At 44.9% G+C, this 23521-nt stretch carries 21 protein-coding genes, 1 riboswitch and 1 other annotated feature (1 of these 23 only partly in view); of the genes, 6 read left to right on the forward strand and 15 right to left on the reverse strand.

What is annotated here, in order from left to right; genetic code table 11:
* Positions 1-74 (reverse strand) — a binding site (T-box leader); it reaches 152 nt to the left of the window's first position.
* 64 nt (positions 75-138) lie between these two features.
* From gltX to RL70_RS10435, 9 genes are all read right to left on the reverse strand, one after another.
* Positions 139-1599 carry a glutamate--tRNA ligase gene (gene gltX, locus RL70_RS10395; protein ID WP_039043329.1) on the reverse strand — a complete coding sequence of 487 codons (1461 nt, stop codon included), beginning with the start codon at positions 1597-1599 and terminating at the stop codon, positions 139-141.
* A 65-nt stretch (positions 1600-1664) separates the two neighbouring features.
* Entirely contained in the window at positions 1665-2141 is a 477-nt protein-coding gene (gene ispF, locus RL70_RS10400) for a 2-C-methyl-D-erythritol 2,4-cyclodiphosphate synthase (RefSeq protein ID WP_039043330.1), read from the reverse strand.
* The gene (gene ispD / locus RL70_RS10405; protein WP_039043331.1) at positions 2141-2833 is read right to left on the reverse strand and encodes a 2-C-methyl-D-erythritol 4-phosphate cytidylyltransferase; all 693 of its coding nucleotides are present in this window, start codon (positions 2831-2833) and stop codon (positions 2141-2143) included. The genes ispF and ispD overlap by 1 nt, the downstream gene beginning before the upstream one ends.
* Positions 2834-2859: 26 nt before the next feature.
* Positions 2860-3960 carry a PIN/TRAM domain-containing protein gene (locus tag RL70_RS10410; protein ID WP_039043332.1) on the reverse strand — a complete coding sequence of 367 codons (1101 nt, stop codon included), beginning with the start codon at positions 3958-3960 and terminating at the stop codon, positions 2860-2862.
* 134 nt (positions 3961-4094) lie between these two features.
* On the reverse strand, positions 4095-5468 hold the full coding sequence (gene radA, locus RL70_RS10415) for a DNA repair protein RadA (protein ID WP_039043333.1): 1374 nt from the start codon (positions 5466-5468) through the stop codon (positions 4095-4097).
* An 82-nt stretch (positions 5469-5550) separates the two neighbouring features.
* Entirely contained in the window at positions 5551-7998 is a 2448-nt protein-coding gene (locus RL70_RS10420; protein ID WP_039043334.1) for an ATP-dependent Clp protease ATP-binding subunit, read from the reverse strand.
* Positions 7999-8183: 185 nt separating this feature from the next.
* Positions 8184-9236 (reverse strand): protein arginine kinase, encoded by a 1053-nt coding sequence (locus RL70_RS10425; protein WP_039043335.1) that lies wholly within the window; start codon positions 9234-9236, stop codon positions 8184-8186.
* A complete protein-coding gene (locus tag RL70_RS10430) occupies positions 9226-9783 on the reverse strand; it encodes a UvrB/UvrC motif-containing protein (RefSeq protein WP_039043336.1) in 558 nt (185 codons plus the stop codon). The genes RL70_RS10425 and RL70_RS10430 overlap by 11 nt, the downstream gene beginning before the upstream one ends.
* A 30-nt stretch (positions 9784-9813) precedes the next feature.
* Positions 9814-10284, reverse strand: a complete 471-nt coding sequence (locus RL70_RS10435) for a CtsR family transcriptional regulator (RefSeq protein WP_039043337.1) — start codon at positions 10282-10284, stop codon at positions 9814-9816.
* 277 nt (positions 10285-10561) lie between these two features.
* On the opposite strand from RL70_RS10435, the gene RL70_RS10440 reads away from it, so the two are divergent.
* The gene (locus tag RL70_RS10440) at positions 10562-11149 is read left to right on the forward strand and encodes a GNAT family N-acetyltransferase (RefSeq protein ID WP_039043338.1); all 588 of its coding nucleotides are present in this window, start codon (positions 10562-10564) and stop codon (positions 11147-11149) included.
* Positions 11150-11236: 87 nt separating this feature from the next.
* Here RL70_RS10440 and RL70_RS10445 read toward each other — a convergent pair whose 3' ends face one another.
* The 3 genes from RL70_RS10445 to RL70_RS10455 form a co-directional block, all read right to left on the reverse strand.
* On the reverse strand, positions 11237-12925 hold the full coding sequence (locus RL70_RS10445; RefSeq protein ID WP_039043339.1) for a membrane protein: 1689 nt from the start codon (positions 12923-12925) through the stop codon (positions 11237-11239).
* Positions 12926-13050: 125 nt separating this feature from the next.
* Entirely contained in the window at positions 13051-13659 is a 609-nt protein-coding gene (locus RL70_RS10450; RefSeq protein ID WP_082003384.1) for a biotin transporter BioY, read from the reverse strand.
* Between the two features lie 124 nt (positions 13660-13783).
* Positions 13784-13969, reverse strand: coding sequence for a hypothetical protein (locus RL70_RS10455; RefSeq protein ID WP_025782849.1), 186 nt, complete (start codon positions 13967-13969; stop codon positions 13784-13786).
* Between the two features lie 138 nt (positions 13970-14107).
* Positions 14108-14212: riboswitch (SAM riboswitch) on the forward strand.
* Between the two features lie 99 nt (positions 14213-14311).
* Between RL70_RS10455 and RL70_RS10460 the strand changes: the two genes are divergently transcribed.
* Both RL70_RS10460 and metH read left to right on the forward strand, forming a co-directional pair.
* Complete coding sequence (locus RL70_RS10460; protein ID WP_039043340.1) at positions 14312-16168, forward strand: bifunctional homocysteine S-methyltransferase/methylenetetrahydrofolate reductase; 1857 nt, start codon at positions 14312-14314, stop codon at positions 16166-16168.
* Positions 16152-19601 (forward strand): methionine synthase, encoded by a 3450-nt coding sequence (gene metH, locus RL70_RS10465; RefSeq protein ID WP_039043341.1) that lies wholly within the window; start codon positions 16152-16154, stop codon positions 19599-19601. The genes RL70_RS10460 and metH overlap by 17 nt, the downstream gene beginning before the upstream one ends.
* Before the next feature lie 64 nt (positions 19602-19665).
* Here the strand turns inward: metH and RL70_RS10470 are convergent, their stop codons facing one another.
* Positions 19666-19992 (reverse strand): hypothetical protein, encoded by a 327-nt coding sequence (locus RL70_RS10470; RefSeq protein WP_025782852.1) that lies wholly within the window; start codon positions 19990-19992, stop codon positions 19666-19668.
* A 95-nt stretch (positions 19993-20087) separates the two neighbouring features.
* Here RL70_RS10470 and RL70_RS17880 point away from each other — a divergent pair, with 95 nt between their 5' ends.
* Together RL70_RS17880 and RL70_RS10485 are read left to right on the forward strand one after the other, a co-directional pair.
* On the forward strand, positions 20088-20747 hold the full coding sequence (locus tag RL70_RS17880) for a hypothetical protein (protein ID WP_156137962.1): 660 nt from the start codon (positions 20088-20090) through the stop codon (positions 20745-20747).
* A 502-nt stretch (positions 20748-21249) separates the two neighbouring features.
* Complete coding sequence (locus RL70_RS10485) at positions 21250-22185, forward strand: nuclease-related domain-containing protein (RefSeq protein ID WP_197054108.1); 936 nt, start codon at positions 21250-21252, stop codon at positions 22183-22185.
* Positions 22186-22319: 134 nt separating this feature from the next.
* On the opposite strand, the gene RL70_RS10490 is transcribed toward RL70_RS10485, so the two are convergent.
* Positions 22320-22499, reverse strand: a complete 180-nt coding sequence (locus RL70_RS10490) for a hypothetical protein (protein ID WP_039043344.1) — start codon at positions 22497-22499, stop codon at positions 22320-22322.
* Positions 22500-22719: 220 nt separating this feature from the next.
* Between RL70_RS10490 and RL70_RS10495 the strand changes: the two genes are divergently transcribed.
* Positions 22720-23112 (forward strand): thiol-disulfide oxidoreductase DCC family protein, encoded by a 393-nt coding sequence (locus tag RL70_RS10495; RefSeq protein WP_039043345.1) that lies wholly within the window; start codon positions 22720-22722, stop codon positions 23110-23112.
* A 51-nt stretch (positions 23113-23163) separates the two neighbouring features.
* On the opposite strand, the gene RL70_RS10500 is transcribed toward RL70_RS10495, so the two are convergent.
* On the reverse strand, positions 23164-23520 hold the full coding sequence (locus RL70_RS10500) for a DUF779 domain-containing protein (protein WP_039043346.1): 357 nt from the start codon (positions 23518-23520) through the stop codon (positions 23164-23166).
* Between the last annotated feature and the right edge of the window lies 1 nt (position 23521).

Consider the following 23521-nt stretch of genomic DNA (forward strand, 5'->3'; position numbering starts at 1 on the left):
CAGATCTCTTTCAGCCAATGGAGATCTTCTCTGAAGGGTGTGTTTTACATACTTCTCCTCTTCAACGCTTTATTTATAATCGATACGTTCTTAGATTACTCTTATTGTACACGGCAGTTTCCGCTTGTCAACAAAGGCTTACTGAACAAACTTCTCAACGCGTGCAAGTGTCTTTTCCAAACCAAGCAATGCAATCGATTCCGGCAATTCGGGACCGTGTGCTTGACCAGTTGCGACTACACGAATTGGCATGAACAAGTTTTTCCCTTTATGGCCCGTTTCTTTTTGCACCGCTTTGATCGCCCCTTTGATCGATGGAGCATCGAATGTCTCAAGGTTCTCAAGCTGTTGCTTGAAAGAGGCCATCACTTCAGGAATTTGTTCCCCAGCCAAGATTTCTTTTGATTGTTCATCATACTCAACTGCGTCACTAAAGAATTGGGCAGAAAGCTCAACAATTTCAGCACCGTAACTTAACTGGCTATGATAAAGTGCGATTAAGTCATGAATCCATGCACTTTCTTCCGCTGTCATCTCTTCACTTACACGGCCCGCTTTCACTAGGTGCGGCAAAGTCAACGCCACGACTTCGTCAAGGCTTAGCTTTTTAATATATTGGTTATTCATCCACGTCAGTTTCTGCTTATCGAACATAGAAGGTGATTTCGATAGACGGCTCTCATCAAACTGTTCGATGAGCTCCTCTTTCGTGAACAACTCTTCTTCTCCAACAGGAGACCATCCAAGTAGCGCAAAGAAATTGAACATCGCTTCCGGTAAGAATCCAAGATCTTTATATTGAGAAATGAATTGAATAATGGACTCATCACGCTTGGACAACTTTTTGCGATCTTCATTGACGATGAGCGTCATATGCCCATAACGTGGTGCTTCCCATCCAAATGTATCAAATACCATGAGCTGTTTTGGCGTATTCGTCAAATGCTCTTCTCCGCGGAAAACGTGAGACATTTTCATCATATAGTCGTCAATGACAACTGCGAAGTTATACGTCGGAATACCGGTCGCTTTCACAAGTACCCAGTCGCCAATGTCCTTGGATTCGAATTGGACACTACCACGAACAAGGTCATCGATTGTGTACGTTACGTTTTCAGGAACACGCATACGAATTGTATAAGGCATACCCGCTGCTTCTTTTTGCACAACTTCTTCTGCGCTCAAATGACGACAAGTTCCTTTGTACATAGGTGCTGCAATACCTGAAGCTTTTTGTTTTTCTCGTTCTTCCTCAAGTTCCTCAGTTGTACAGAAACATTTATAAGCCGCACCCTTTTCAAGCATCTCTTCTGAATACTTCTTATACGTATCCAGACGTTCCATTTGACGATAGGGACTATACGGTCCACCGATATCAACAGACTCGTCGTGCTCGATTCCGAGCCACTTCAAATTTTCAAGCTGTGACAATTCCCCAGCTTCAATATTGCGAACCGTGTCAGTATCCTCAATCCGTACTATGAATTTCCCGCCGTGATGGCGAGCGAACAAGTAGTTGAATAATGCGGTACGAGCTCCTCCGATATGTAAATGGCCTGTCGGGCTCGGCGCATAGCGCACACGTACTTCTGCTGTCATGACTAGACATCTCCGTTCTGTTAGTTCAAATAATAATTACTTGTATAGACTAGTTTACCAAAAACTTAAGCTTTCACCAAAAGAATCGCCGCAAGAGATGCAATTCCTTCTTCTCTTCCGACAAACCCTAATTTTTCTGTTGTAGTCGCTTTGACATTCACTTGACTAGGATCTGCATGCAGTAAAGAGGCTACGCGGTTTTTGATGGTTTCAATATGCGGAGCCATTTTAGGTTGCTGTGCCATGATTGTACAATCCACGTTACCTAGCGTATAACCTTCTTCTTCTACCAACTTCCAGACTTCTTGAAGTAGAACTGCTGAATCAGCATCTTTAAAAGCGGCATCTGTATCTGGAAAGTGATGACCAATATCCCCTTTACCAATCGCTCCTAGTGCTGCATCTGTAATGGTGTGCAATAGGACATCTGCGTCTGAGTGACCGATTAACCCTTTAGTATGGGGAATTGTAACCCCACCGATAATCAGTGGGCGCCCCTCTGCAAATTCATGTACGTCAAAACCTTGTCCAATTCGTATCATTATACCGTCTCCTCAAGCCTTTTTTTCAACAAGTATCCACCATAAGCAAGATCCTCTGGTGTCGTCATTTTAATATTATCGTACGTACTTTCAACGATGCGAACTTCATAGCCTGCATGCTCTGCAAGCATCGCTTCGTCTGTCCCTAAAAAGCTTTCTTGTTCAGCTTTTTGAGAAGCGTCTTTCAAAACTTCATAACGAAACGCTTGTGGAGTTTGAATGACCCATAAGCGTTCGCGATCTGCCGTTTCTTCAATTACGCCATTATTCACATACTTCATCGTATCTTTCGCCTTCACGCCAGCTACCGCGCCTCCATGCCGTGATGCACTAATCACAAGTTCATGGATGACATCTTGTTTGATGAAAGGACGAGCCGCATCATGAACGAGGACAATCCCATCGTTTTGATGGGATGTAAGACATGCTTTTACGCTATGTTGACGTTCGGTTCCGCCTTCAGGCAACGCACTTATTTTTGTTATTTGCTCTTGCTGGATTATCGTTTCAATTGTGGCGCGTTCAGTTTCTTTCACCGCTAAAATGATTCCTGTACACCAAGGATCCTGCTGAAACACCGCCAACGTGTGAGCCAAAATCGTTTTCCCTTCAAGTTCAAGGAAAAGTTTGTTATGCCCTGCTCCCATCCGCGTTCCACTTCCGGCAGCAGGCATCATTACAGTATAGTCCATCATGACTCCTTTCTACTGGTCGTTGTTCAGTAAGATTTGGTTTGTTTACCATTTTTAGGTTTTGCAAAGATCATGCGACCTGCTGAAGTTTGCAACACACTCGTAACCACAACTTCTATTGCATTTCCAATAAAGTTCCGTCCATCTTCAATTACAATCATTGTACCGTCATCTAAGTAAGCAACGCCTTGATTGTGTTCTTTCCCGTCTTTAATGACGACTACGTGCATTTCTTCACCGGGAATTACAACAGGTTTAACAGCATTCGCAAGGTCATTAATATTCAACACAGATACTCCGTGTAAATCTGCAACTTTATTCAAGTTGAAATCGTTTGTCACGACGAGTCCATTCATTTTTTTAGCAAGCTTCACTAATTTTAAATCGACTTCAGCTACATTCGGGAAGTCTTCATCCGTAATCAGGATTTTCTTGCCATCCCCTTCTTGCAAACGGCGAAGCACATCCAAACCACGTCTTCCTTTTGTCCGCTTCAGCGTATCCGCAGAATCGGCAATGTGCTGAAGCTCAGTTAAGACAAACTGAGATACGACCAATACACCTTCCAAGAATCCTGTGTCAACAATATCTGCAATGCGTCCGTCGATGATGACACTTGTATCAAGCACCTTGTAAACTGGATCTGTAGAAACGCCTGCTTCGGTTTCAGTTTCTTTTTTTCTTCCAACATTGCGTATCGAGAAAATTGCCGTCAAAAATTCATCTCGTTTTTTAAACCCGACTTGAAATCCTAAATACCCGAACAGTGCTGATAATAGGATAGGAAGCACTGATGTCACAACCGGAATTTGGATATTACTTAAACCCCAACCTGCCAAAAATGCGACGAACAAACCGATAATCAGACCGATTGAACCAAATAGTAAATCCAGAATCGGTGCTTTCATGAGTAGATCTTCTAACCACTTTATAAAATTGACAATCGGATCTGTCAAAAATGTGCTGAACACAAAGAGGAATAGTGCTCCTAAAATGGCTGCGACATATGGGTTATTAATGAACGGGGTTGCTGTGAAAGAAGATAATTGGAATAAGTACGGAAGAAACAATACACCAAGTGTTCCACCAACCAATAAGAACATAATTTGCACAACTCTTTTCAGCATTCGATCCACCTCCTTTTAGTAGTCCTATTATACATGTATTCCCTATTGATTGCTTTCTTGAACATCAAAAACAAGGAATCCTGAACCTATAGTACAGGACTCCTGAAAACGCACAAAGTTCCTATCTTTCTTTATCACTGTGGCAAACAAAGATCGAGTGCATCCCGCACAGTTTCAACTCCAACGACTTGAATACCTTCTGGATAGTCCCATCCGCCGATGTTAGAGGCAGGAATGACCGCTCGTTCAAATCCAAGCTTCGCTGCTTCCCCAACCCGTTGTTCAATTCTGGAAACCCTTCGAACTTCACCCGTCAGTCCTACTTCTCCCATATAACAGTCCGAAGCCCGTACTGCGACGTCACGATAGCTGGAAACAATACTCATCAGGACAGCAAGGTCAATCGCAGGTTCGTCGAGTTTCACTCCACCCGCCACTTTAATATACGCATCCTGAGCTTGTAATAGCATTCCCATCCGTTTTTCCAATACCGCCATCAATAGTGATACTCGATTTTGGTCTAGTCCTGTCGCCATCCGCTTTGGATAATTAAAGCTAGATGGGGTAACAAGTGCCTGAATCTCCACAAGAATAGGGCGTGTCCCTTCCATTGAGGCAACAATTGTTGACCCCGCACCACCTTGAGAACGTTCCTGTATGAACATTTCCGATGGATTCAAAACTTCTTTCAAACCGGCTTGCAGCATTTCAAAAATCGCTATTTCATTTGTTGAACCGAAACGGTTTTTCACACTGCGCAAAATTCGGTATGTATGATGCCGCTCCCCTTCAAAATAAAGGACGGTATCCACCATGTGTTCCAGCAAACGCGGACCTGCGATTTGTCCATCCTTAGTGACATGTCCAACTAGGAAAATCGCGATACCTTGTGTCTTTGCTATTTTCATTAACTCCGCTGTACATTCCCTTACCTGCGATACACTTCCTGGAGCTGAGGCGACTTCCGGGTGGTGGATAGTTTGGATAGAATCCACAATGACAAACTTCGGCTTAACATTATCAATCGTATCGTGAATAAGCGCAAGATCCGTTTCTGCGTAAATATATAGTTCATCAGACAACACACCTAGACGTTGTGCACGAAGCTTAGTTTGCCGAATCGACTCTTCCCCTGAAATGTATAATACGCGCTCCTGTTGGTTCGCTAAAAGCGCTGACACTTGAAGCAACAATGTGGACTTCCCAATCCCCGGATCCCCACCAATCAAAACAAGCGATCCTGGAACAATCCCACCACCTAGTACACGATTCAATTCTTCCATTTCTGTACGGATTCTTGGCTCATCCTCTATCGCGACGGCATTGATAGGCATCGCTTTCTGCTTCACAGCGTCGGAATGTTGAAATGCCCCACGAGGTCCTTTTTGTACAATCTCCGTCTCTTCATCCATCGTGTTCCATTCACCGCACCCTGGACACCTTCCCATCCACTTCGGCGACTCATATCCGCATGATTTGCAAACGAATTTCGTTTTCTTTTTCGCCATATGCATCCTCCAAACGACGAAGAGGACAGCCCCTCCCTTTTTTTATTACTAGGGATGAACTATCCTATTCCTCTACCTCTTATTAATTTTCCACCATTTCTTCTTGTTGCGTTTCTACCGTGAAGTTACTGTCTACATAGTCGACCGTCACTTTTCTTCCTGCGAGTGCGGTTCCTTTCAGTAGCTCCTCTGAGAGGCGGTCTTCCACATGCTTTTGAAGTGCACGACGAAGTGGACGTGCTCCGTATTCAGGATCATATCCTTCATCCGCAATCTTCAACTTCGCTTCTTGAGTTAACACAAGTTCGATATCTTGTTCAGCAAGACGTTTGCTCAATTCGTCTGCCATCAACGAAACAATCTCTTGCAACTGTTCTTTTTCAAGTGAATGGAAGACAATCATTTCATCTACACGGTTAAGGAATTCGGGACGGAATGCTTTTTTAAGCTCTTCCAACATCTTTTTCTTCATGTCTTCGTAATCTTGCTCACCATCTTGAAGATTAAATCCGACATATTTGTTCTTCCTCAACTCCTGTGCACCGACGTTAGACGTCATAATGATCACGGTGTTCCGGAAATCGACTGTACGTCCTTTGGAATCTGTTAAGCGACCATCTTCAAGCACTTGTAAGAGGATGTTGAATACATCTGGATGCGCTTTTTCAATTTCATCAAGCAAAATAACGGAATATGGTTTGCGACGTACTTTTTCTGTTAACTGTCCGCCTTCTTCATATCCAACGTATCCCGGAGGTGAACCGACTAAACGGGATGTTGTATGTTTTTCCATGTACTCGGACATGTCGATCCGAATCATCGAGTCTTCATCGCCAAACATTGTTTCGGCGAGCGCTCTTGCTAGCTCTGTTTTACCGACGCCAGTAGGTCCAAGGAAGATGAACGAACCAATCGGACGTTTCGGATCTTTCAACCCTGCGCGTGCACGACGTATTGCCCGGGAAATAGCCGCGACTGCTTCTTTTTGACCAATCACACGCTTATGCAACTCTTCCTCCATGTTCAACAGCTTCGCAGATTCCGTTTCAGCAATACGTGCAACTGGAATTCCTGTCCACATCGCCACTACTTCAGCTATGTCATTCACAGTGACTTCAGATTCTGTTTTGCCTTGTTTTTCTTTCCATTCCGTTTTCGTTTTCTCGAGCTCTTCTTTCATCTTCTGCTCTTTATCACGATATGATGCAGCTTTTTCAAACTCCTGGCTTTGAACTGCAGCATTCTTCTCAGAACGGATTGCTTCGAGCTTATTTTCAAGTTCTCTTAAGTTTGGTGGTGTTGTATAAGAACGTAAACGAACTTTCGAACCTGCTTCGTCGATTAAATCGATTGCTTTGTCAGGCAAGAAGCGGTCTGAAATATAACGGTCAGACATTTTTGCTGCCGCTTCAATTGCTTCATTCGTAATTTTTACACGGTGGTGCGCTTCATAACGATCACGCAGTCCTGTAATAATTTGAACCGTCTCTTCAACGGATGGTTCATCCACTTGAATAGGCTGGAAACGACGCTCAAGAGCGGCATCTTTTTCAATGTACTTCCGGTACTCATCGAGTGTCGTTGCACCGATACATTGCAACTCACCACGAGCAAGTGACGGTTTTAAAATGTTCGAAGCATCAATCGCGCCTTCTGCTCCACCAGCACCAATGAGTGTGTGCAACTCATCGATGAATAAAATGATGTTGCCCGCTTGGCGAATTTCTTCCATCACTTTCTTCATACGGTCTTCAAACTCTCCACGGTATTTAGTACCCGCAACGACAGTCCCCATATCTAACGTCATAACACGCTTATCGCGCAGGATTTCAGGGACTTCATTGTTAACGACTTGAAGTGCAAGCCCTTCAGCAATCGCCGTTTTACCAACACCTGGCTCACCGATTAGAACCGGATTGTTCTTCGTGCGACGCGCTAAGACTTCAATAACGCGTGTAATCTCTTTACCACGACCAATGACCGGATCGAGTGTCCCTTCGCGGGCAATTTCCGTTAGGTCACGTGCCAACCCATCTAATGTTGGAGTAGCCGCTGTTGCTGAAGCATTTTGACCACTTGCATTCGCAGTATCGTTACTTCCAAGGAGCTGCAATACTTGCTGACGTGCTTTGTTCAAACTAACACCTGCATTATTAAGAACACGTGCTGCCACTCCTTCTCCTTCGCGAATCAATGCTAGAAGAATATGTTCTGTCCCAATATACGAGTGACCCAGTTTACGGGATTCATCTACAGAAAGCTCAATGACTTTCTTCGCTCGTGGTGTGTAGTGCACGATTGGTCCTACGTCTTTACTTCCCGTTCCAACGAGTGTTTCCACACCTGTTTCAATCGTCTCGAAGCTGACTCCAATTGCTTCCAATGCTTTTGCTGCAATGCCGCCACCTTCACGGATTAAACCAAGTAGAATATGTTCTGTTCCAATTGCTTCGTGTTTCATACGAATGGCTTCTTCTTGAGCGAGTTGGAGTACTTTTTGTGCACGTTGTGTAAATCGATTAAACATCATTAACATTCCTCTCCTTCTGCAGAGAATAATTTTATTCGTACTACTTCTATCTATATTCTTCCGGACCATTAAACAATCGGTTTCCGGGTGAATTGACTTTGACCATCTTTGACTATTATATCGAATCGGTTACTAGGACGCAAAAGAGACGCTCAAGACTGGCCTTTCATTTCATCATTTTCTGATTAACTTTTTCGGAGTCGCTCCCGGAAAAGTTTAGCTCGACTAATGTCTAATTCTTCAGACGTCAATGCTTCTCCTTCATAATGTTGGAGAAATCCTGACTGCATGAAAATCATCAGTTCGTTCAATATGGTCATGTCCACATCTTCAATTAACTCGAGATCGATGCCGAGTCTAACGTCCGAAAGACATCGTGCTGCTTCTGCTGCAGGAAGTAGGCGTGCATAAGAAATTGTACCAAGCGCACGAAACACACGATTTTCAAGAGCGATTCGTGACTTCTCAAGAAGCAATTCACGAGATCTCCGCTCGTGGGCAATCAGTCGAGAAACAATGTTTGCAAGTTCTGCAAGAATCTCCTTTTCTGATTTACCAAGAGTCAGCTGATTAGATACCTGATAAACGTTCCCCGGTGCTTCGCTTCCTTCACCATAGCTGCCCCTCACAACCATTCCCAGCCTTGAAACAGCAGGTATAATGCGGTTGATTTGCCGGGTTATCGTAAGCGCCGGTAAATGTAACATGACAGAAGCCCGCATTCCGGTTCCTGTATTGGACGGGCAGCTCGTAAGATATCCAAACTCTTCATCAAATGCGTAAGGTAATTTCTTTTCAAGTGCACGATCGGTTTCATCCGCCTTTTGATAGGCATTTTCTAGTTGCAATCCCGGATAGATGCACTGGATACGCAAATGGTCTTCTTCGTTTACCATAATGCTGATAGTTTCATCTTCCGATAGGAATACCGCTCCGAACTGCTCTGCTTCCGCAAGTTGGAGACTGATTAAATGCTTTTCTACTAGCGCTTGCCGGTCAAGCGTAGCTAATTCTTTCATCCTCGTATAGGAATACCCTTTTTCATCTGTACTAAGCAGTGCTTCGGAAACAATTCGACCGACCTCTTCTGCTTGCTCATCAGAGAACGCGATTGGGAAGCGAAATTCACGAAGGTTTCGAGCGAGGCGGATTCGAGTCGACATCACGATATCGGAGTGCTCACCATGAGGGACCATCCAGCCTGTGACAGCGTTTTGCATGTATCGATTATTCCCCATTCTCACTCCCTCCTTCCTCTTCCGTTTCTGCAGCGAGTTTTTGTTTCCAGTCTTTTATTTCATCCCTCAGCACAGCGGCATGTTCAAACTGTTCTTCTTGAATCGCTTCTTGCATACTCGAACGAAGTTCCTCGATTTTCTTTTTAATGGTCATCTTTTCATTGAAAGACGCAGGGATTTTACCTTTATGGATTGTATTTCCGTTATGCAGTTTGCCAAAGACTTTCGGGAGACGCTCGCGGAATGTTTCATAACACGTCGGACATCCGAACTTCCCGATTTCTAGAAAGCGGTGGAAGGTTAGACCACACTCTGGACACTCCGGCATCGTCTGAACTTCTCGCGTTTGCTGGTGTAGCGTTTCACTTCCACTCAACCACTGTGATAGAAATTGTTGAATGGACATCGGCTCCTGATTCGGGCTGATTGAAAACGTCTGTAAGTTAAATGCGCACTTCTCACACAAATTCCTTTCATTCGATCCATTTGGCGTATCTTGCATTAAGATAACGGAAGCTTGACGTTCTTTACAGTTTTCACAAAGCATGTTTTACCACCCCATCGTTTAAATAACTAGTCACTCCGATTGTTCGTATAGGAGTGAGATTAACATGGCCTGTAAAATCCGCGCACGGATTATATCCCGTTCAGGTAATGGATAATTTAGGACAGCAGGCTCGACAGCTGAAAGCATTAGACGGGCTTCTTTTTTAGAAACCACTTGTTCTGCTATTAACCGATAGATTACGTCTTCTGCCATTGTGTACGAAGCCCCTTGTCGCACACTTTCCAATACGTGATCCAATAGTTCTTTGCGTGAATTTGTTTGAACCCGGTATATGCGGATATACCCACCACCGCCACGTTTAGATTCGACCGCGTAGCCTCGCTCCAATGTAAATCGTGTTTTAATGACGTAATTGATTTGCGAAGGAACACATTGGAACCTTTCCGCCACTTCATTGCGCTTGATTTCCACGATTCCATTATCTTCATGTTCGATAATCGATTTTAAATACCCTTCTATGATGTCGGAAATATTACGCATCCTCTCACCTCTTTTGTTGGCACAGTCATTATGTTGACTTTGACTATCTTTGACTTAATTGTACTGTATTAAACAATAGGCACGCAAGAAATTTGCAAACCGTCGGATTAGGGGAGAAAAAAGTAAAATAGTTGAACATATTATGTTTAGTATGTTTATAATAGAGGTATAGAATGAAGTCGAGGATTTTTTTCTGACCTCTTTTTTCCTCTCTCTACGTTTGACCCCCAAACAAAAAGCTCCGGGTACACCCATACCGACGGAGGAGATTAAATCAATGAATTGGTACGAGAAACTAAGTGAGTATTTCCCAATCGAAGAAATGAAGTCAAAAGAGCATATGGACGCGTTGTTAAAGGATAAGCACAATGTTTATCGTAAAGACGAAGGTCCAAAACACGTGCTCATGTACGTTGAAACAGAATCGTTTGTGTTTGTAGATTATTTGTTTGTTTCGTCCACTTCACGAGGTGAAGGTCTTGGCAAAAAACTGCTGACACAGCTGAAAGAAAAAGGTAAGCCGATTTTGTTAGAAGTGGAGCCTGTCAATTATGAAGACACGGACACAGAAAAACGCTTACGCTTCTATGCTCGTGAGAACTTCCATCATGCATCTCGCATCGGTTATAGCCGTCGTTCACTCGCAACTGGAGAACAAACCGACCTCGAAATCCTTTACTGGTCTCCTGAAGATGCAGAAGAAGAAACGGTATATGATGCAATGAAGATGACATATGAAGAAATCCATACGTATAAGGATGATGAATTTTACGGTGAATCATACGACCCGATTGACAAAGTATTGACATTCCGTACAGAAGGTAAAACAAATATCCTAAAACCTTTTGCTACAGCTAGTGCTTAATTGACATTCGTCCTTCAATAAAACAACGAAAAAGCGGAAGCCATCTAAACGGCTTCCGCTTTTGTTATGGATTTTAAACGCATCTCGTTATTCCGTTAACGAGACATTTGTGAGTTCCTTGACAGGAAGAAAAAGTTCCCCTGTTTCTACATACGTAATCGATAATTTGTCGCCTTCTTGAATGTACACCGCTTCAGGAATCGTTTCAGACGAAACTAGGAAGTTCCGTCCGTCTTCTGATTTCACAGAAACCAAGGTAAAGTCACCAGCTCGTTCTTTGTAAACACGGTTTACAGTGATCGCAGCCTTCGCTTCTTCTGCTTCTGAGCTGCCATTCACAGAACTGCCCCCTCGTTGTAATGCAGTTTTATACAGTTTCAATGCATCATTCGGGGAGTTGCCAGATACAGATATTTCCGGATTCGCAGCAGACACGATGAAGTAGTTTTGTAGGAAGCCATTCGAGTCTAGCACTGGTGTCAACCAACTCGCTTCTCCATAGAAGTTATAAAGGACCGGCATTTCACCAGACCACTTTTTCTCGATGAATTTCTTTTCAATAATTTGCAAGGCTCCTTGTGAGTCCATGTAGGATTCTTCAAGATCCCCCGTGTAGTACGTTGCTTTACCTGTGCGCCCGTCTGTCAGCGCATAACCTAGCATTGAATCGACGCCTTCTTTCGGACTTGTAAAGTCTGTGAAGTAATACATATGTCCATTTTCATCGAAAATCGGACTGACGTTTGCCTCCGTCCCTTCATCGGACGGTAGTTTGACATCTTTTTTACCGACAATTGAATTCCAGAAACCATGAACGTACTTTCCAAAATAGCTATTTTGCAAACTGACGACTTCCGGAGAGACAGCACCATCGATATAGTCTGGGATATCCGCAAGTGCAAACTTCTCAATTGCCCCGGTCATCGGATCCGTCATGACAATCCCTTTCACGTCAAATCCATTGCGGGCTGTGATAAATTCTCCGTAAGAACGGATGTAATGGGGATTACCTTCATCGTCGATTTCCAATTGAACATCTCCATAAAAAATCAGTTCAGGATATTGTAAACGCATATGACGGTCCACTTGCTTGTTAAAGAAAGACGTCTCGGTATACGTCATTTCCGACGATACAAACTTCGGATTATCCGCAGAGTCCGTGGCGCTCATGCGGAAATAACCAGGCGTCGTCTTGCCATTCCACCATTTGAAAAACCCTGAAAATTCGACTGGCGCAATATATACATAATCATCTTTCACCTTTTGAATTTGTAGATGACCAAGGTCGTAATAACTTGTATTCGGTACTTGCCCGAATGCTTTTTTCATTTTGTTGCGTGCAAATTTAGGTGGCACACTCGCTGGTGTCTGAGTTTCGTCAAATGCTTCAATTTCTATTTGCTGATCCATTTCAACCGCTTTGTACTTGGTGTCCGCATTTAATAATGGGGCGGTGAGGATATAAATGCCTGCAAGGATCGCGAGTCCTGCAACGATACCCTTTGCCTTCCGATACACCCCACCATCTAATATTGTTCCAAGTATCGCTGCAGCGAGTAAAAGAACCCATAACGAGGACCAATGCTGGTCTAGATTTGTTGTGTAATAGAAAATAGAGAGGCCTACCGCAATCACTACAGCAATAATAATGAGTAGTACTACCATGAAACCGGAACTATTTGCTTTTTCTTCCGAACCGACACGTCTATGCAGCGGGACGGCCAGCAGTGCGGCAATAATGCCTGCGATTAGAGAAAATAAAATTAAGTGAATCATGCACATGTCTTCCTTCCGTTTTTTAAGGTCTTCCTCTTATACGGAAGACACATCTAAAACGTTTCATTTTTTGATAGGACACGAAAAAACCGATTTCTCTATAATTGAGAAATCGGTTTGCTTAGTTAAATAGATCGACGTGTTCTAAGAATGCGCGCCATTCGATGGCCGAACACTCCTGCCAATACAGAGAGTATAATGTCTTTAGGTAAAGGTGGCAGCATCCAAATCCATGCTATTTTGTACGTGAACGCATCCGGTGCCGCCGCCCATAGCTTGTACGCAGCAAACATCCAGTTTGTTCCGATCAGGTAATTAATGACACATCCGACAAGTGCTGCGATAACAAATCCTGTTACGGTGCTGTTCTTTTCTACAATCTTGCCGGCGATGTATGCAACTAAAATAAAAGAAAGGATAAATCCGAACAACGGGCTGACAATTTCACCGAAACCTCCACTAAATTTCGCAAATACCGGTGCACCTGCAAGACCTATTGCCATGTAGACTGTCATTGAGACCGCCCCATATCGGCTTCCGAGTAATAGTCCTGCTAATACAGCAAAGAAAGTTTGCAGTGTAATTGGCACGCCACTTACTGATAAAGCCGGTAAAAAGTATGTAATATTAGCTCCAATCATCATCAATGCGGCAAACATTGCTGAGTAGACAAGTCCAAGCGTTCCGATCATCGTCTTCGAACGGTTTGGTTTCATAGTTGCTGTTGTTCCCATTTATAACACCCCTTTTACTGTATAGTTATAGAATAAAAGGAAGAACGTAATGTGTCAACCTAATATGTTTTAAGGTTAACCCAAATCTAAGCAATAATAAAACTGACAGTCATTCTCTGTCAGTTTATCGTCTTTTCCCTTCATCTTTAGGGAATAGGAAAAAGGAAATGACACCACTCAAAACCATTGCGCCAAGTGTAATATAAAAACGAGACATGACGGGCACGTCTGTAAAGTTTTTGTTGAGCATAACCCAGGCAACTCCACCGACTAATAACACCATCGGGATAACAAATTTGAACGCCCTCATAGCAATCCCCTTTCCTGCATGTACGTACAGTTTACCACATACACTAGGTAACTCCCAGTTCACTTCACATATTATCTATTGACGGAACTCTCAAACAACGGTATGATATGTTAAATTATTCACACAACTTAATAGTCATTCTTATCAAGAGAAGCGTAGGGATCTGGCCCGTCGATGCTTCAGCAACCAGCCATACGGTCAGGTGCTACTTCCAGCGGATGTTTGTAGTCCGGCAGATGAGGAGGAGACAATCATTGATATGACAAAGCCTTCTTCGTACGTAGAAGGCTTTTTTATTATTCTCTGCTTCATTGCTCTGCCGTAAGAAAGGATGATAGGGAAATGAAATTACTTGAGCGATTAAAAACAGAAGTTCTGACAGCGGATGGTGCAATGGGAACGTTACTCTATGCGGATGGACTCGACTTTTGCTATGAACAATTAAATATAGAAAAGCCGGATGTTATTCAAGGAATCCATGAACAATATATACATGCAGGTGCAGACATTATTCAAACCAACACGTACAGTGCCAACTCCTATAAGCTTGCTCGTTATGGACTGGAGCATCGTGTAAAAGAATTTAACGAAGCTGGAATTGCGATTGCCAAGCGTGCTGCAGCTCCAGGTGGTCAATATGTGCTCGGTACAATCGGTGGCATCCGTAGTATCCGTAAAAGCGATGCAACCATAGATGAAGTCCTCTCAATTGTTCAACAGCAAGCGGAACCACTGCTTGCCGGTGATCCAGACGGATTATTGCTGGAAACTTATTATGACTTTGAAGAGCTTTCTGCAGTAGTTAAGCACCTCCGTCAACAGACCGATATTCCACTAATCGCACAAGTATCCATGCATGAACCTGGCGTCTTACAGAATGGGTTGCGATTGAATGACGCTTTACATCAGTTAGAAGCATTTGGCGCGGATGTCGTAGGTGTGAACTGCAGACTAGGCCCGTACCATACGATCCAAGCATTTGAAGGGGTCGAACTCCCTGAGAAGGCATTTTTATCTGCGTATCCAAATGCGAGTTTGCTAGACGTTGAAGACGGACGGATTGTCTATGTCTCTGAAACGGATTATTACGGTCGCGCTGCACGGTTATTACGGGATGAAGGGGTTCGGCTAATCGGTGGGTGTTGCGGAACGACTCCTGCGCACATTGTCGCTGTGAAATCTCAATTGGCGAATCTTGCACCCATTACGGAAAAAGCCGTTATTCCACATAAGCCGATTGTTATTCGAGATGCGGAACCGACTCGCTATGAGCCGTTACACATAAAGGCTCAGCGTGAGCGTACGATTCTTGTTGAATTGGATACGCCACGACACTTGGAAACTGAAAATTATTTCGAAGGAGCTCGTCAACTTCAAGCAGCTGGAGCACACGCTGTGACGATGGCCGATAATTCTCTAGCTTCCCCACGGATTAGCAATCTAGCTATGGCGTCTCTTGTAAAACATCAAGATGATGTCCGCCCTCTCGTCCATATCACTTGCAGGGATCATAATTTGATTGGGCTTCAGTCTCACTTAATGGGGCTGGACGCACTTGGAATACATGATATTTTAGCTGTGACAGGCGATCCAACCAAGATTGGGGACTTTCCTGGGGCAACAGACGTTTATGACGTTTCTAGCCTAGAACTCTTCCAACTCATTAAAAAGTTGAATGAAGGGATATCATTCTCCGGTCGTCCTTTACGTAAAAAGGCGAACTTTTCAGTAGCGGGTGCGTTCAATCCAAACGTCCGGGTAGTTGAGCGTGCTGTTAAGCGTCTTGAGAAAAAAATTGAATGCGGTGCTGATTACTTCATCACACAACCTGTCTATACGAAAGAAAAAATTATTGAAATTCATGAAGCCGTCAAACATTTAAATACTCCGATTTTCATCGGAATCATGCCGTTGACGAATATTCGTAACGCTGAATTCCTGCATCATGAAGTACCAGGCATCAAGTTGTCTGATGAAGTGCTGGAGCGCATGAGAGCATGTGGGGATGATCGAGAAGCGGCGACTGCAGAAGGTATACAAATTGCTAGAGAACTCATCGACACAGCAGCTTCTTTATTTAACGGAATTTACTTAATTACTCCATTTTTACGTTATGACATGACCGTCGAACTCGTGCACTATATCAACCAGATTGACGCTATAAGAGAAAGAGAGGTGCACCATGCCACAACAAATTAAAGATGAATTGAAGAAACGTATTCTCGTGATGGATGGAGCAATGGGTACGATGCTACAAAATGCTGATCTAACAGCGGATGACTTCGGCGGTGAAGAGTATGAAGGATGCAACGAGTATTTGAATCTGACAAAACCCGATGTGTTGACCCGAATTCATAGAGAATACTTAGAGGCTGGTGCTGATATCATCTGTACCAATACGTTCGGTGGTACACCTGTCGTGTTAGACGATTATGATTTAGGTAGTGAAGCGGATGTGATTAACCGTCGCGGCGCAGAACTTGCGCGCGCTGCAGCAGATGAGTTTTCGACACCTGAACGTCCTCGATTCGTTGCAGGCGCCATGGGGCCAACAACGAAGACACTGTCCGTTACAGGTGGGATTACGTTTGACCAGTTGGCAAACGATTTCTACGTTCAGGCGAAAGGGTTAATCGACGGAGGCTCGGATCTCCTATTAATGGAAACCAGTCAAGACATGTTGAATGTCAAAGCTGGGACGATCGGGATCCGTCGAGCCTTTAAAGAAACTGGCCGGGAACTCCCAGTGATGATATCCGGGACGATTGAACCAATGGGCACGACATTAGCCGGACAAAGTATTGAAGCATTTTACGTTTCTATAGAGCATATTCACCCCCTTTCAGTCGGACTGAACTGTGCGACGGGACCCGAATTCATGACGGATCATTTACGCTCGTTGTCAGAGCTCGCGACAGGATTCGTCAGTTGTTATCCAAACGCAGGGTTACCTGATGAAGAAGGTCATTATCATGAATCGCCTGAATCGCTATCGAAAAAGCTGGAAGGATTTGCGGACAAAGGTTGGCTGAATATTGTTGGAGGCTGTTGTGGGACGACACCTGCACATATTCAAGCAATCCGCCGTGCAGTAGATGGCAAAACTCCACGTCCGCTCCCTGCAGAAACGCATGGACATACCGTCTCAGGAATCGAACCACTTTTGTACGATCCAAGTATGCGGCCAATTTTAATCGGAGAACGTACCAACGTCATAGGTTCACGTAAATTTAAACAACTTATTGTCGACGGTAAGGTGGAAGAAGCAGCTGAAATCGCCCGGGCTCAAGTGAAAAACGGAGCCCATGTCATAGACGTTTGTCTCGCTAATCCGGATCGGGATGAGCTGACGGATATGACCGATTTTATGAAAGAAGTTGTGAAAAAGATCAAAGCGCCTCTCGTCATTGACTCGACAGACGAAAATGTGATTGAAGAAGCGCTGAAATACTCCCAAGGAAAAGCGATTATTAACTCCATAAATTTAGAAGATGGCGAAGAACGGTTCGACGCTGTAATGCCGATTGTGAAGAAGTACGGGGCTGCAGTCGTTGTAGGTACGATCGATGAAATCGGAATGGCAGTAACGAGGGAACGGAAGCTTGAGATTGCGAAACGATCCTATGACTTGCTGACGAACAAATGGGGTCTTGCGCCTGAAGATATCATTTTCGATCCACTTGTATTCCCAGTTGGAACAGGAGATGTGCAGTACATTGGCTCCGCAGTTGAAACAATTGAAGGTATCCGTCTGATTAAAGAACAGCTTCCGCGCGCGCTTACTGTTCTTGGTGTGAGTAACGTTTCGTTCGGACTTCCACCTGTGGGACGTGAAGTATTGAACGCTGTCTATTTGTATCACTGCACGCAAGCAGGGTTGGATTATGCGATTGTGAATACTGAAAAGCTAGAGCGGTATGCGTCAATCCCTCAAACGGAAAACGATATGGCGAACGCGTTGTTATTTACAACAACCGACGAAACGCTCGCAACATTCACGGAGTTTTATCGTGGAAAGAAGAAAGAGAAAACAGAAGATGATATCCCGAAAACCGTTCCAGAACGCCTTGCCTATTATGTCGTTGAAGGAACAAAAGAAGGGCTCATTCCCGATTTAGATGCAGCGCTAGGTCAATATGATGAACCTCTCGATATTATTAACGGTCCACTTATGACGGGAATGGCAGAAGTCGGTCGACTATTCAATACGAATCAGCTTATTGTTGCTGAAGTCCTCCAGAGCGCAGAAGTCATGAAAGCTTCGGTGTCCTATTTGGAACAGTTCATGGAGAAAAAAGAGGACGACAACGGCAAAGGGAAAATTGTCCTTGCCACTGTAAAAGGGGATGTCCACGATATCGGAAAAAACCTAGTTGAAATCATATTGAGCAATAATGGTTTCAAGGTGGTGGATATCGGAATTAAAGTGACACCTACGCAGCTAATTGAAGTCATCCGAAAAGAAAAGCCAGACATTATCGGGCTATCCGGGCTCCTCGTGAAATCTGCGCAGCAAATGGTTTTGACTGCACAAGATTTTAAATCAGCAGGAATTGATTTGCCTGTAATGGTTGGTGGAGCTGCACTCACGCGACGTTTTACGGATACGAAAATTGCACCTGAATACGATGGTCCTGTCATCTATGCAAAAGATGCGATGCAAGGATTGGATCTCGCGAATCGACTGCAGAGTGATGGAAAAGACGCGTTGCTTCTCGAACTTGATCAGCAACTTGAAAAGCGAGTGGCGAATGATGCCATTAAAGCAGCTAAAGCAGCAGAAAAAGTCGGAGTCGCTATTGCAGTTGCCCCCCGTCCAGTGAAGACAGTTCGGACTGATACTCCGGTTTTTGTTCCGAATGATTGTAGGAAACGGGTGCTACGGGATTACTCAATTTCTCACCTCTCCCCTTACGTCAACATGAGGACATTGATAGGACATCATCTAGGACTCCGAGGATTTACGGATTCAACATTGCAAAAGCAAGAACCACGTGCTGTTGAACTGCATGAAATGGTGACTGGATTTTTAGAATCCCGAAAACTTGGTGCGTCAGGTCTGTATCAGTTTTTCCCTGCTCAAGCAGATGGAGATGATGTGATCATTTATGATCCACAAGATGGAAAAACTGAAATTGAGCGCTTTACATTTCCACGCCAACGAAGAGATCCATTCCTTTGCCTCGCTGACTATTTAAAGACTGTAGATAGTGGCGAAATGGATTATGTTGCGTTTATGCAAGTAACGGCAGGCCATGGAGTCCGGGCAGAAGCAGAGCGGTTGAAAGCGGAAGGGAAATTCCTTGAGAGTCATGCGTTTCAAGCGACTGCGCTTGAACTCGCAGAAGGCTTTGCGGAACGTGTACACCAAGAGATCCGCGATCAATGGGGGTTCCCTGATGCTACTGATTTTACGATGAAAGACCGATTTGCAGCGAAATACCAAGGACAGCGATTCTCCTTCGGGTATCCTGCATGTCCAAATTTAGAAGATCAGGCGAAGCTGTTCGGGTTGTTGAAGCCGGAAGAGATTGGCGTTCACTTAACGGAAGAGTTCATGATGGAGCCGGAAGCTTCCGTGTCCGCGATCGTCTTTGCTCATGCAGATGCACGTTACTTCAATGTTGACTAATAGACACAAAAGATCCTGCAGTAGAGTGAAGTCACTCTTACCAGCAGGATCTTTTCTTACATTATCATCTTCCCCAAGGCATTGGTCCAGGTCCCATCGGAGGTCGTTGAGAACCCCATTGCCCCATTCCCGGTCCGTAACCAGGTCTTGCTTGAACCGTCTGCCCCATCATTGTTTCATTCACTTCTGTGTAATAGTGGCGAGGGATTTGAACGGTATGTTGGCGGTTTACGTTGACGAACGGATGAACTACAGGTAACTCCTGTGGCATGAACGTATCGTGGTAACGGTATTGCGTCGGGCAGATAACCGGTTGTGCCTGATTGTTACAAGGTTGCATTGGTGGCATTGGTTGTGGCTTCATGCAGCATTTTTGATTCTGATGCATCATCTTCATCACCTCCTCCCTCCATTACATGCAAGTTACCGAGTAAGACACGGGCAAATGACTTTCTAAATTACGCATATTTCTTCGGGTGCTCGCATTTGGTTCTGGTTCGCGCGGATTTTTCTCTCTTTCGCTCGCATTTTGAGGGCTTCCGCGCGCAAGGGAACTCCGGACGCTCCTATTTCTTCGGGCGCTCGCATTTGGCTCTGGTTCGCGCGATTTCTCCCCTCTTCCGCTCGCATTTTGATGGCTTTCGCGCGCAAGGGCACTCCGGACGCTCCTATTTCTTCGGGCGCTCGCATTTGGCTCTGGTTCGCTCGGATTCTCCCCTCTTCCGCTCGCATTTTGAGGGCTTCCGCGCGCAAGGGCACTCCGGACGCGCGCATTTCTTTGGGCGCTCGCATTTGGCTCTGGTTCGCGCGGTTTCTTCTCTCTTCCGCTCGCATTCAGATGACTTCCGCGCGCAAGGGAACTCCGGACGCGCGGATTTCTTCGGGCGCTCGCATTTGGCTCTGGTTCGCGCAGATTTCCCTCTCTTCCGCTCGCATTTTGATAGCTTTCGCGCGCAAAGGAACTCCGGACGCTCCTATTTCTTCCAGCGCGCGCTTTTCGCTCTGGTTCGCGCGGATCCCCCCTCTTCCGCTCGCATTCCGATGTCTTCCGCGCACAAGGGAACTCCGGACGCGCGGATTTCTTCCGGCGCGCGCTTTTCGCTCTGGTTCGCGCGGATCCCCTCTCTTCCGCTCGCATTCAGATGACTTCCGCGCGCAAGGGAACTCCGGACGCGCAGATTTCATTGGGCGTCCGCATTTGGCTCTGGTTCGCGCGCATTCTTCTCTCTTCCGCTCGCATTCAGATGACTTCCGCGCGCAAGGGAACTCCGGACGCGCAGATTTCATTGGGCGCTCGCATTTGGTTCTGGTTCGCACGGATCCCCCTCTCTTCCGCTCGCATTCTGATGACTTCCGCGCACAAGGGAACTCCGTACGCGCAGATTTCCTCCGCCGCGCGCATTTGGCTCTGGTTCGCGCGGATCCCCCCTCTTCCGCTCGCATTCCGATGGCGTCCGCGCGCAAATGAACTCCGTACGCGCAGATTTCCTCCGCCGCGCGCATTTGGCTCTGGTTCGCGTGCACATTCAACTTTGGATTGCTGAATTCGACTTAATCTTAATTGCAATATAAATATCAGACTTGTCCGACATCTAATGGTATAATAATGGAGATTGATACTATTAGAAATGAGGTGATTATCGTACTAATGAAGCCTCGGAAGCCTCCTTTAATACTAGATTCCTTATCGGCTGCAGTACGAAGAATTGTGCCATATCATCCCAAAGAACAAGCGTTGCAGTCAAGATTGTCTGCAGTTCAAGCGGGCTACGCGGGTGAACTGGTGTTGGATCGAGTCTTTGAGCATTATATGTTTACCTTTCCTCATGCGATTTTCCATGATCTATCCTTGAACTCTAGTACTCGTTTTCAAGTGGACACGCTGTTTGTTACTTCGTCACACGCGGTCGTTCTCGAAGTAAAAAATATCGCCGGCGCGCTGACTCTGAGAAATAATCCTCCGCAGCTTATTCGGACATTGGAGAATGGACAAATCAATAGTTTTGAAAGTCCGGTATCTCAGCTCGAGCGGAAAATTGAATTACTGCAGGATTGGCTAGTCTGCCGAAGCATCCATTTGCCCGTGAAAGGTGCTATTGTGCTAGCACATCCAAAACATGCCGTTTCTGCAGAAAACGCTGAAGTTCCTTTTCTGTATCCATCCGGAATCCCCTCATATCTCCGGCGTTTGGCCTCTTCAACGTCTGTACTACTTCCCGACCAGTTCTCCTTACTGAATGACCAACTCCTGCATGGCCATCATGACTTCTTTCCACAACCTATTTGCGAAAGTTATTCCTTGACTGCTCAAGACTTTAGAAGCGGGGTTTTTTGTGAGACGTGCGCTGCTCCAACTATGTTAAAAAATCGCTTGAATTGGTACTGCTCTGTTTGTGAAGAAAAAAGCACAAGGGCTGGCGACCAAGCAATACGCGACTGGTTCCTGATATTTGGTGGGATGATGTCTAATCAGCAGTGCCGTGACTTTCTTCATCTATCCAATCGGCACATGGCTTATCGGATTTTGAAAAAGATGGAGTTTCAAATAGTTGGTGGCAGCAAAAAACGTCGGTATTTCCGTTAAATATTTTGCTGGCAACGCCCACCTCTATTTAACATGAGGTGCTTTCCGTTTAGATCCATATCTTGTCGTGATGTTTCCAGATGAGCATCGTGAGATTTTTCAGCCAAACAAAAAACCTTCCAGCTGGAAGGTTTTTACTGATAGTCTCGAGGGAGTTCGTGCTCGTCGAACCCTATTTCTGAAGGAGATTCCGGACGATGGTCAAGGAATCTGCTAAAGTCTGGTGCACCTTCTCCGATCATTTGCAACATAGCGATGTAATCCATGTCGCCGCGTAAGTTCATTTCATCTGGATGAATGTTTTGACGTTCCACTTCAATCACCTTCCCTTGTTGTATTCACAGGCGGGACAATAAATGGTGAAGCGCTATGAGGCCAAAAAACAACATTTTCTCACATATAGTCTAGCATGCTACCAATTGAAAGTAAAGAGTATTCTGTCTATTGTGTATGTATTACAATAGTTCTGGATTGTTTCAGCTGTTTTGTTTTAGGTTATAGTATCTTTACCAAGCATTTTAAGGAGGTTCGTCCATGAAGCGAACAGTGTTATTCGATGGTGAATGCAACTTTTGTGATGCAAGTGTTCAATTCATTATAAAACGTGATCCTTATGAGTATTTTCAGTTTGCTTCTCTTCAAAGCGAAACTGGACAGCAACTTTCCAAAGACTTTGGGATCCCGGATGCTGTAGACAGTTTAGTTCTCGTTGAAAAGGGCAAAGCTTATACAAAATCGGGGGCGGCACTCCGTATTGCCAAGAAGCTTGATGGACTGTGGCACCTCGCGTTTTTATTCATCATTGTGCCTGCTCCTATACGAGACAGAGTCTATGATTTTGTTGCACGCAATCGCTATAAGTGGTTCGGGAAAAAAGAAGAGGCCTGTATGCTTCCAACAGCTGCGGATCGAAAACGTTTTCTATGATTCCCTTTTAATAAAACAAAGACGGCACCCATTATCCGGGTGCCGTCTTTGTTATGTTTGGAGCTGTTCAACCTCATCAGTTGTAAATGCGCGCGAACGGGTGAGAAACCGTTTGCCTTCGACTCCTTCAAGTGAAAACATACCGCCTCTTCCATCCACGACGTCAATGATCAGTTGGGTATGCTTCCAGTACTCAAATTGACTACGTAACATATAGAATGGAACACCGCCAATAAACCCGAGAAGCACATCTTGATCCCCTACGATTAAATCGCCCTCCGGATAACACATAGGTGATGAGCCGTCACAGCATCCTCCTGATTGGTGAAACATTAACGGACCGTGTTTCTGTTCGAGTTGCTTGATCAGCGCTAGTGTTGCTTCCGTCGCAATAACCCGCTCTGTCATT

The sequence above is a fragment of the Sporosarcina sp. ZBG7A genome, assembly GCF_000813425.1.
Lineage (GTDB): Bacteria > Bacillota > Bacilli > Bacillales_A > Planococcaceae > Sporosarcina.

Excerpts from the sequence above, each read along its gene's own strand:
- RL70_RS10450 (WP_082003384.1), bottom strand. The coding sequence starts at position 13,659 with ATGGGAACAACAGCAACTATGAAACCAAACCGTTCGAAGACGATGATC.
- RL70_RS10460 (WP_039043340.1), top strand. The coding sequence starts at position 14,312 with ATGAAATTACTTGAGCGATTAAAAACAGAAGTTCTGACAGCGGATGGT.
- radA (WP_039043333.1), bottom strand. The coding sequence starts at position 5,468 with ATGGCGAAAAAGAAAACGAAATTCGTTTGCAAATCATGCGGATATGAG.
- RL70_RS10455 (WP_025782849.1), bottom strand. The coding sequence starts at position 13,969 with ATGAGGGCGTTCAAATTTGTTATCCCGATGGTGTTATTAGTCGGTGGA.
- ispF (WP_039043330.1), bottom strand. The coding sequence starts at position 2,141 with ATGATACGAATTGGACAAGGTTTTGACGTACATGAATTTGCAGAGGGG.
- RL70_RS10430 (WP_039043336.1), bottom strand. The coding sequence starts at position 9,783 with ATGCTTTGTGAAAACTGTAAAGAACGTCAAGCTTCCGTTATCTTAATG.
- RL70_RS10470 (WP_025782852.1), bottom strand. The coding sequence starts at position 19,992 with ATGATGCATCAGAATCAAAAATGCTGCATGAAGCCACAACCAATGCCA.
- metH (WP_039043341.1), top strand. The coding sequence starts at position 16,152 with ATGCCACAACAAATTAAAGATGAATTGAAGAAACGTATTCTCGTGATG.
- RL70_RS10445 (WP_039043339.1), bottom strand. The coding sequence starts at position 12,925 with ATGATTCACTTAATTTTATTTTCTCTAATCGCAGGCATTATTGCCGCA.
- RL70_RS10425 (WP_039043335.1), bottom strand. The coding sequence starts at position 9,236 with ATGGGGAATAATCGATACATGCAAAACGCTGTCACAGGCTGGATGGTC.
- gltX (WP_039043329.1), bottom strand. The coding sequence starts at position 1,599 with ATGACAGCAGAAGTACGTGTGCGCTATGCGCCGAGCCCGACAGGCCAT.
- RL70_RS10495 (WP_039043345.1), top strand. The coding sequence starts at position 22,720 with ATGAAGCGAACAGTGTTATTCGATGGTGAATGCAACTTTTGTGATGCA.
- RL70_RS10485 (WP_197054108.1), top strand. The coding sequence starts at position 21,250 with ATGAAGCCTCGGAAGCCTCCTTTAATACTAGATTCCTTATCGGCTGCA.
- RL70_RS10440 (WP_039043338.1), top strand. The coding sequence starts at position 10,562 with ATGAATTGGTACGAGAAACTAAGTGAGTATTTCCCAATCGAAGAAATG.
- RL70_RS10500 (WP_039043346.1), bottom strand. The coding sequence starts at position 23,520 with ATGACAGAGCGGGTTATTGCGACGGAAGCAACACTAGCGCTGATCAAG.
- RL70_RS10410 (WP_039043332.1), bottom strand. The coding sequence starts at position 3,960 with ATGCTGAAAAGAGTTGTGCAAATTATGTTCTTATTGGTTGGTGGAACA.
- ispD (WP_039043331.1), bottom strand. The coding sequence starts at position 2,833 with ATGGACTATACTGTAATGATGCCTGCTGCCGGAAGTGGAACGCGGATG.
- RL70_RS10435 (WP_039043337.1), bottom strand. The coding sequence starts at position 10,284 with ATGCGTAATATTTCCGACATCATAGAAGGGTATTTAAAATCGATTATC.
- RL70_RS10420 (WP_039043334.1), bottom strand. The coding sequence starts at position 7,998 with ATGATGTTTAATCGATTTACACAACGTGCACAAAAAGTACTCCAACTC.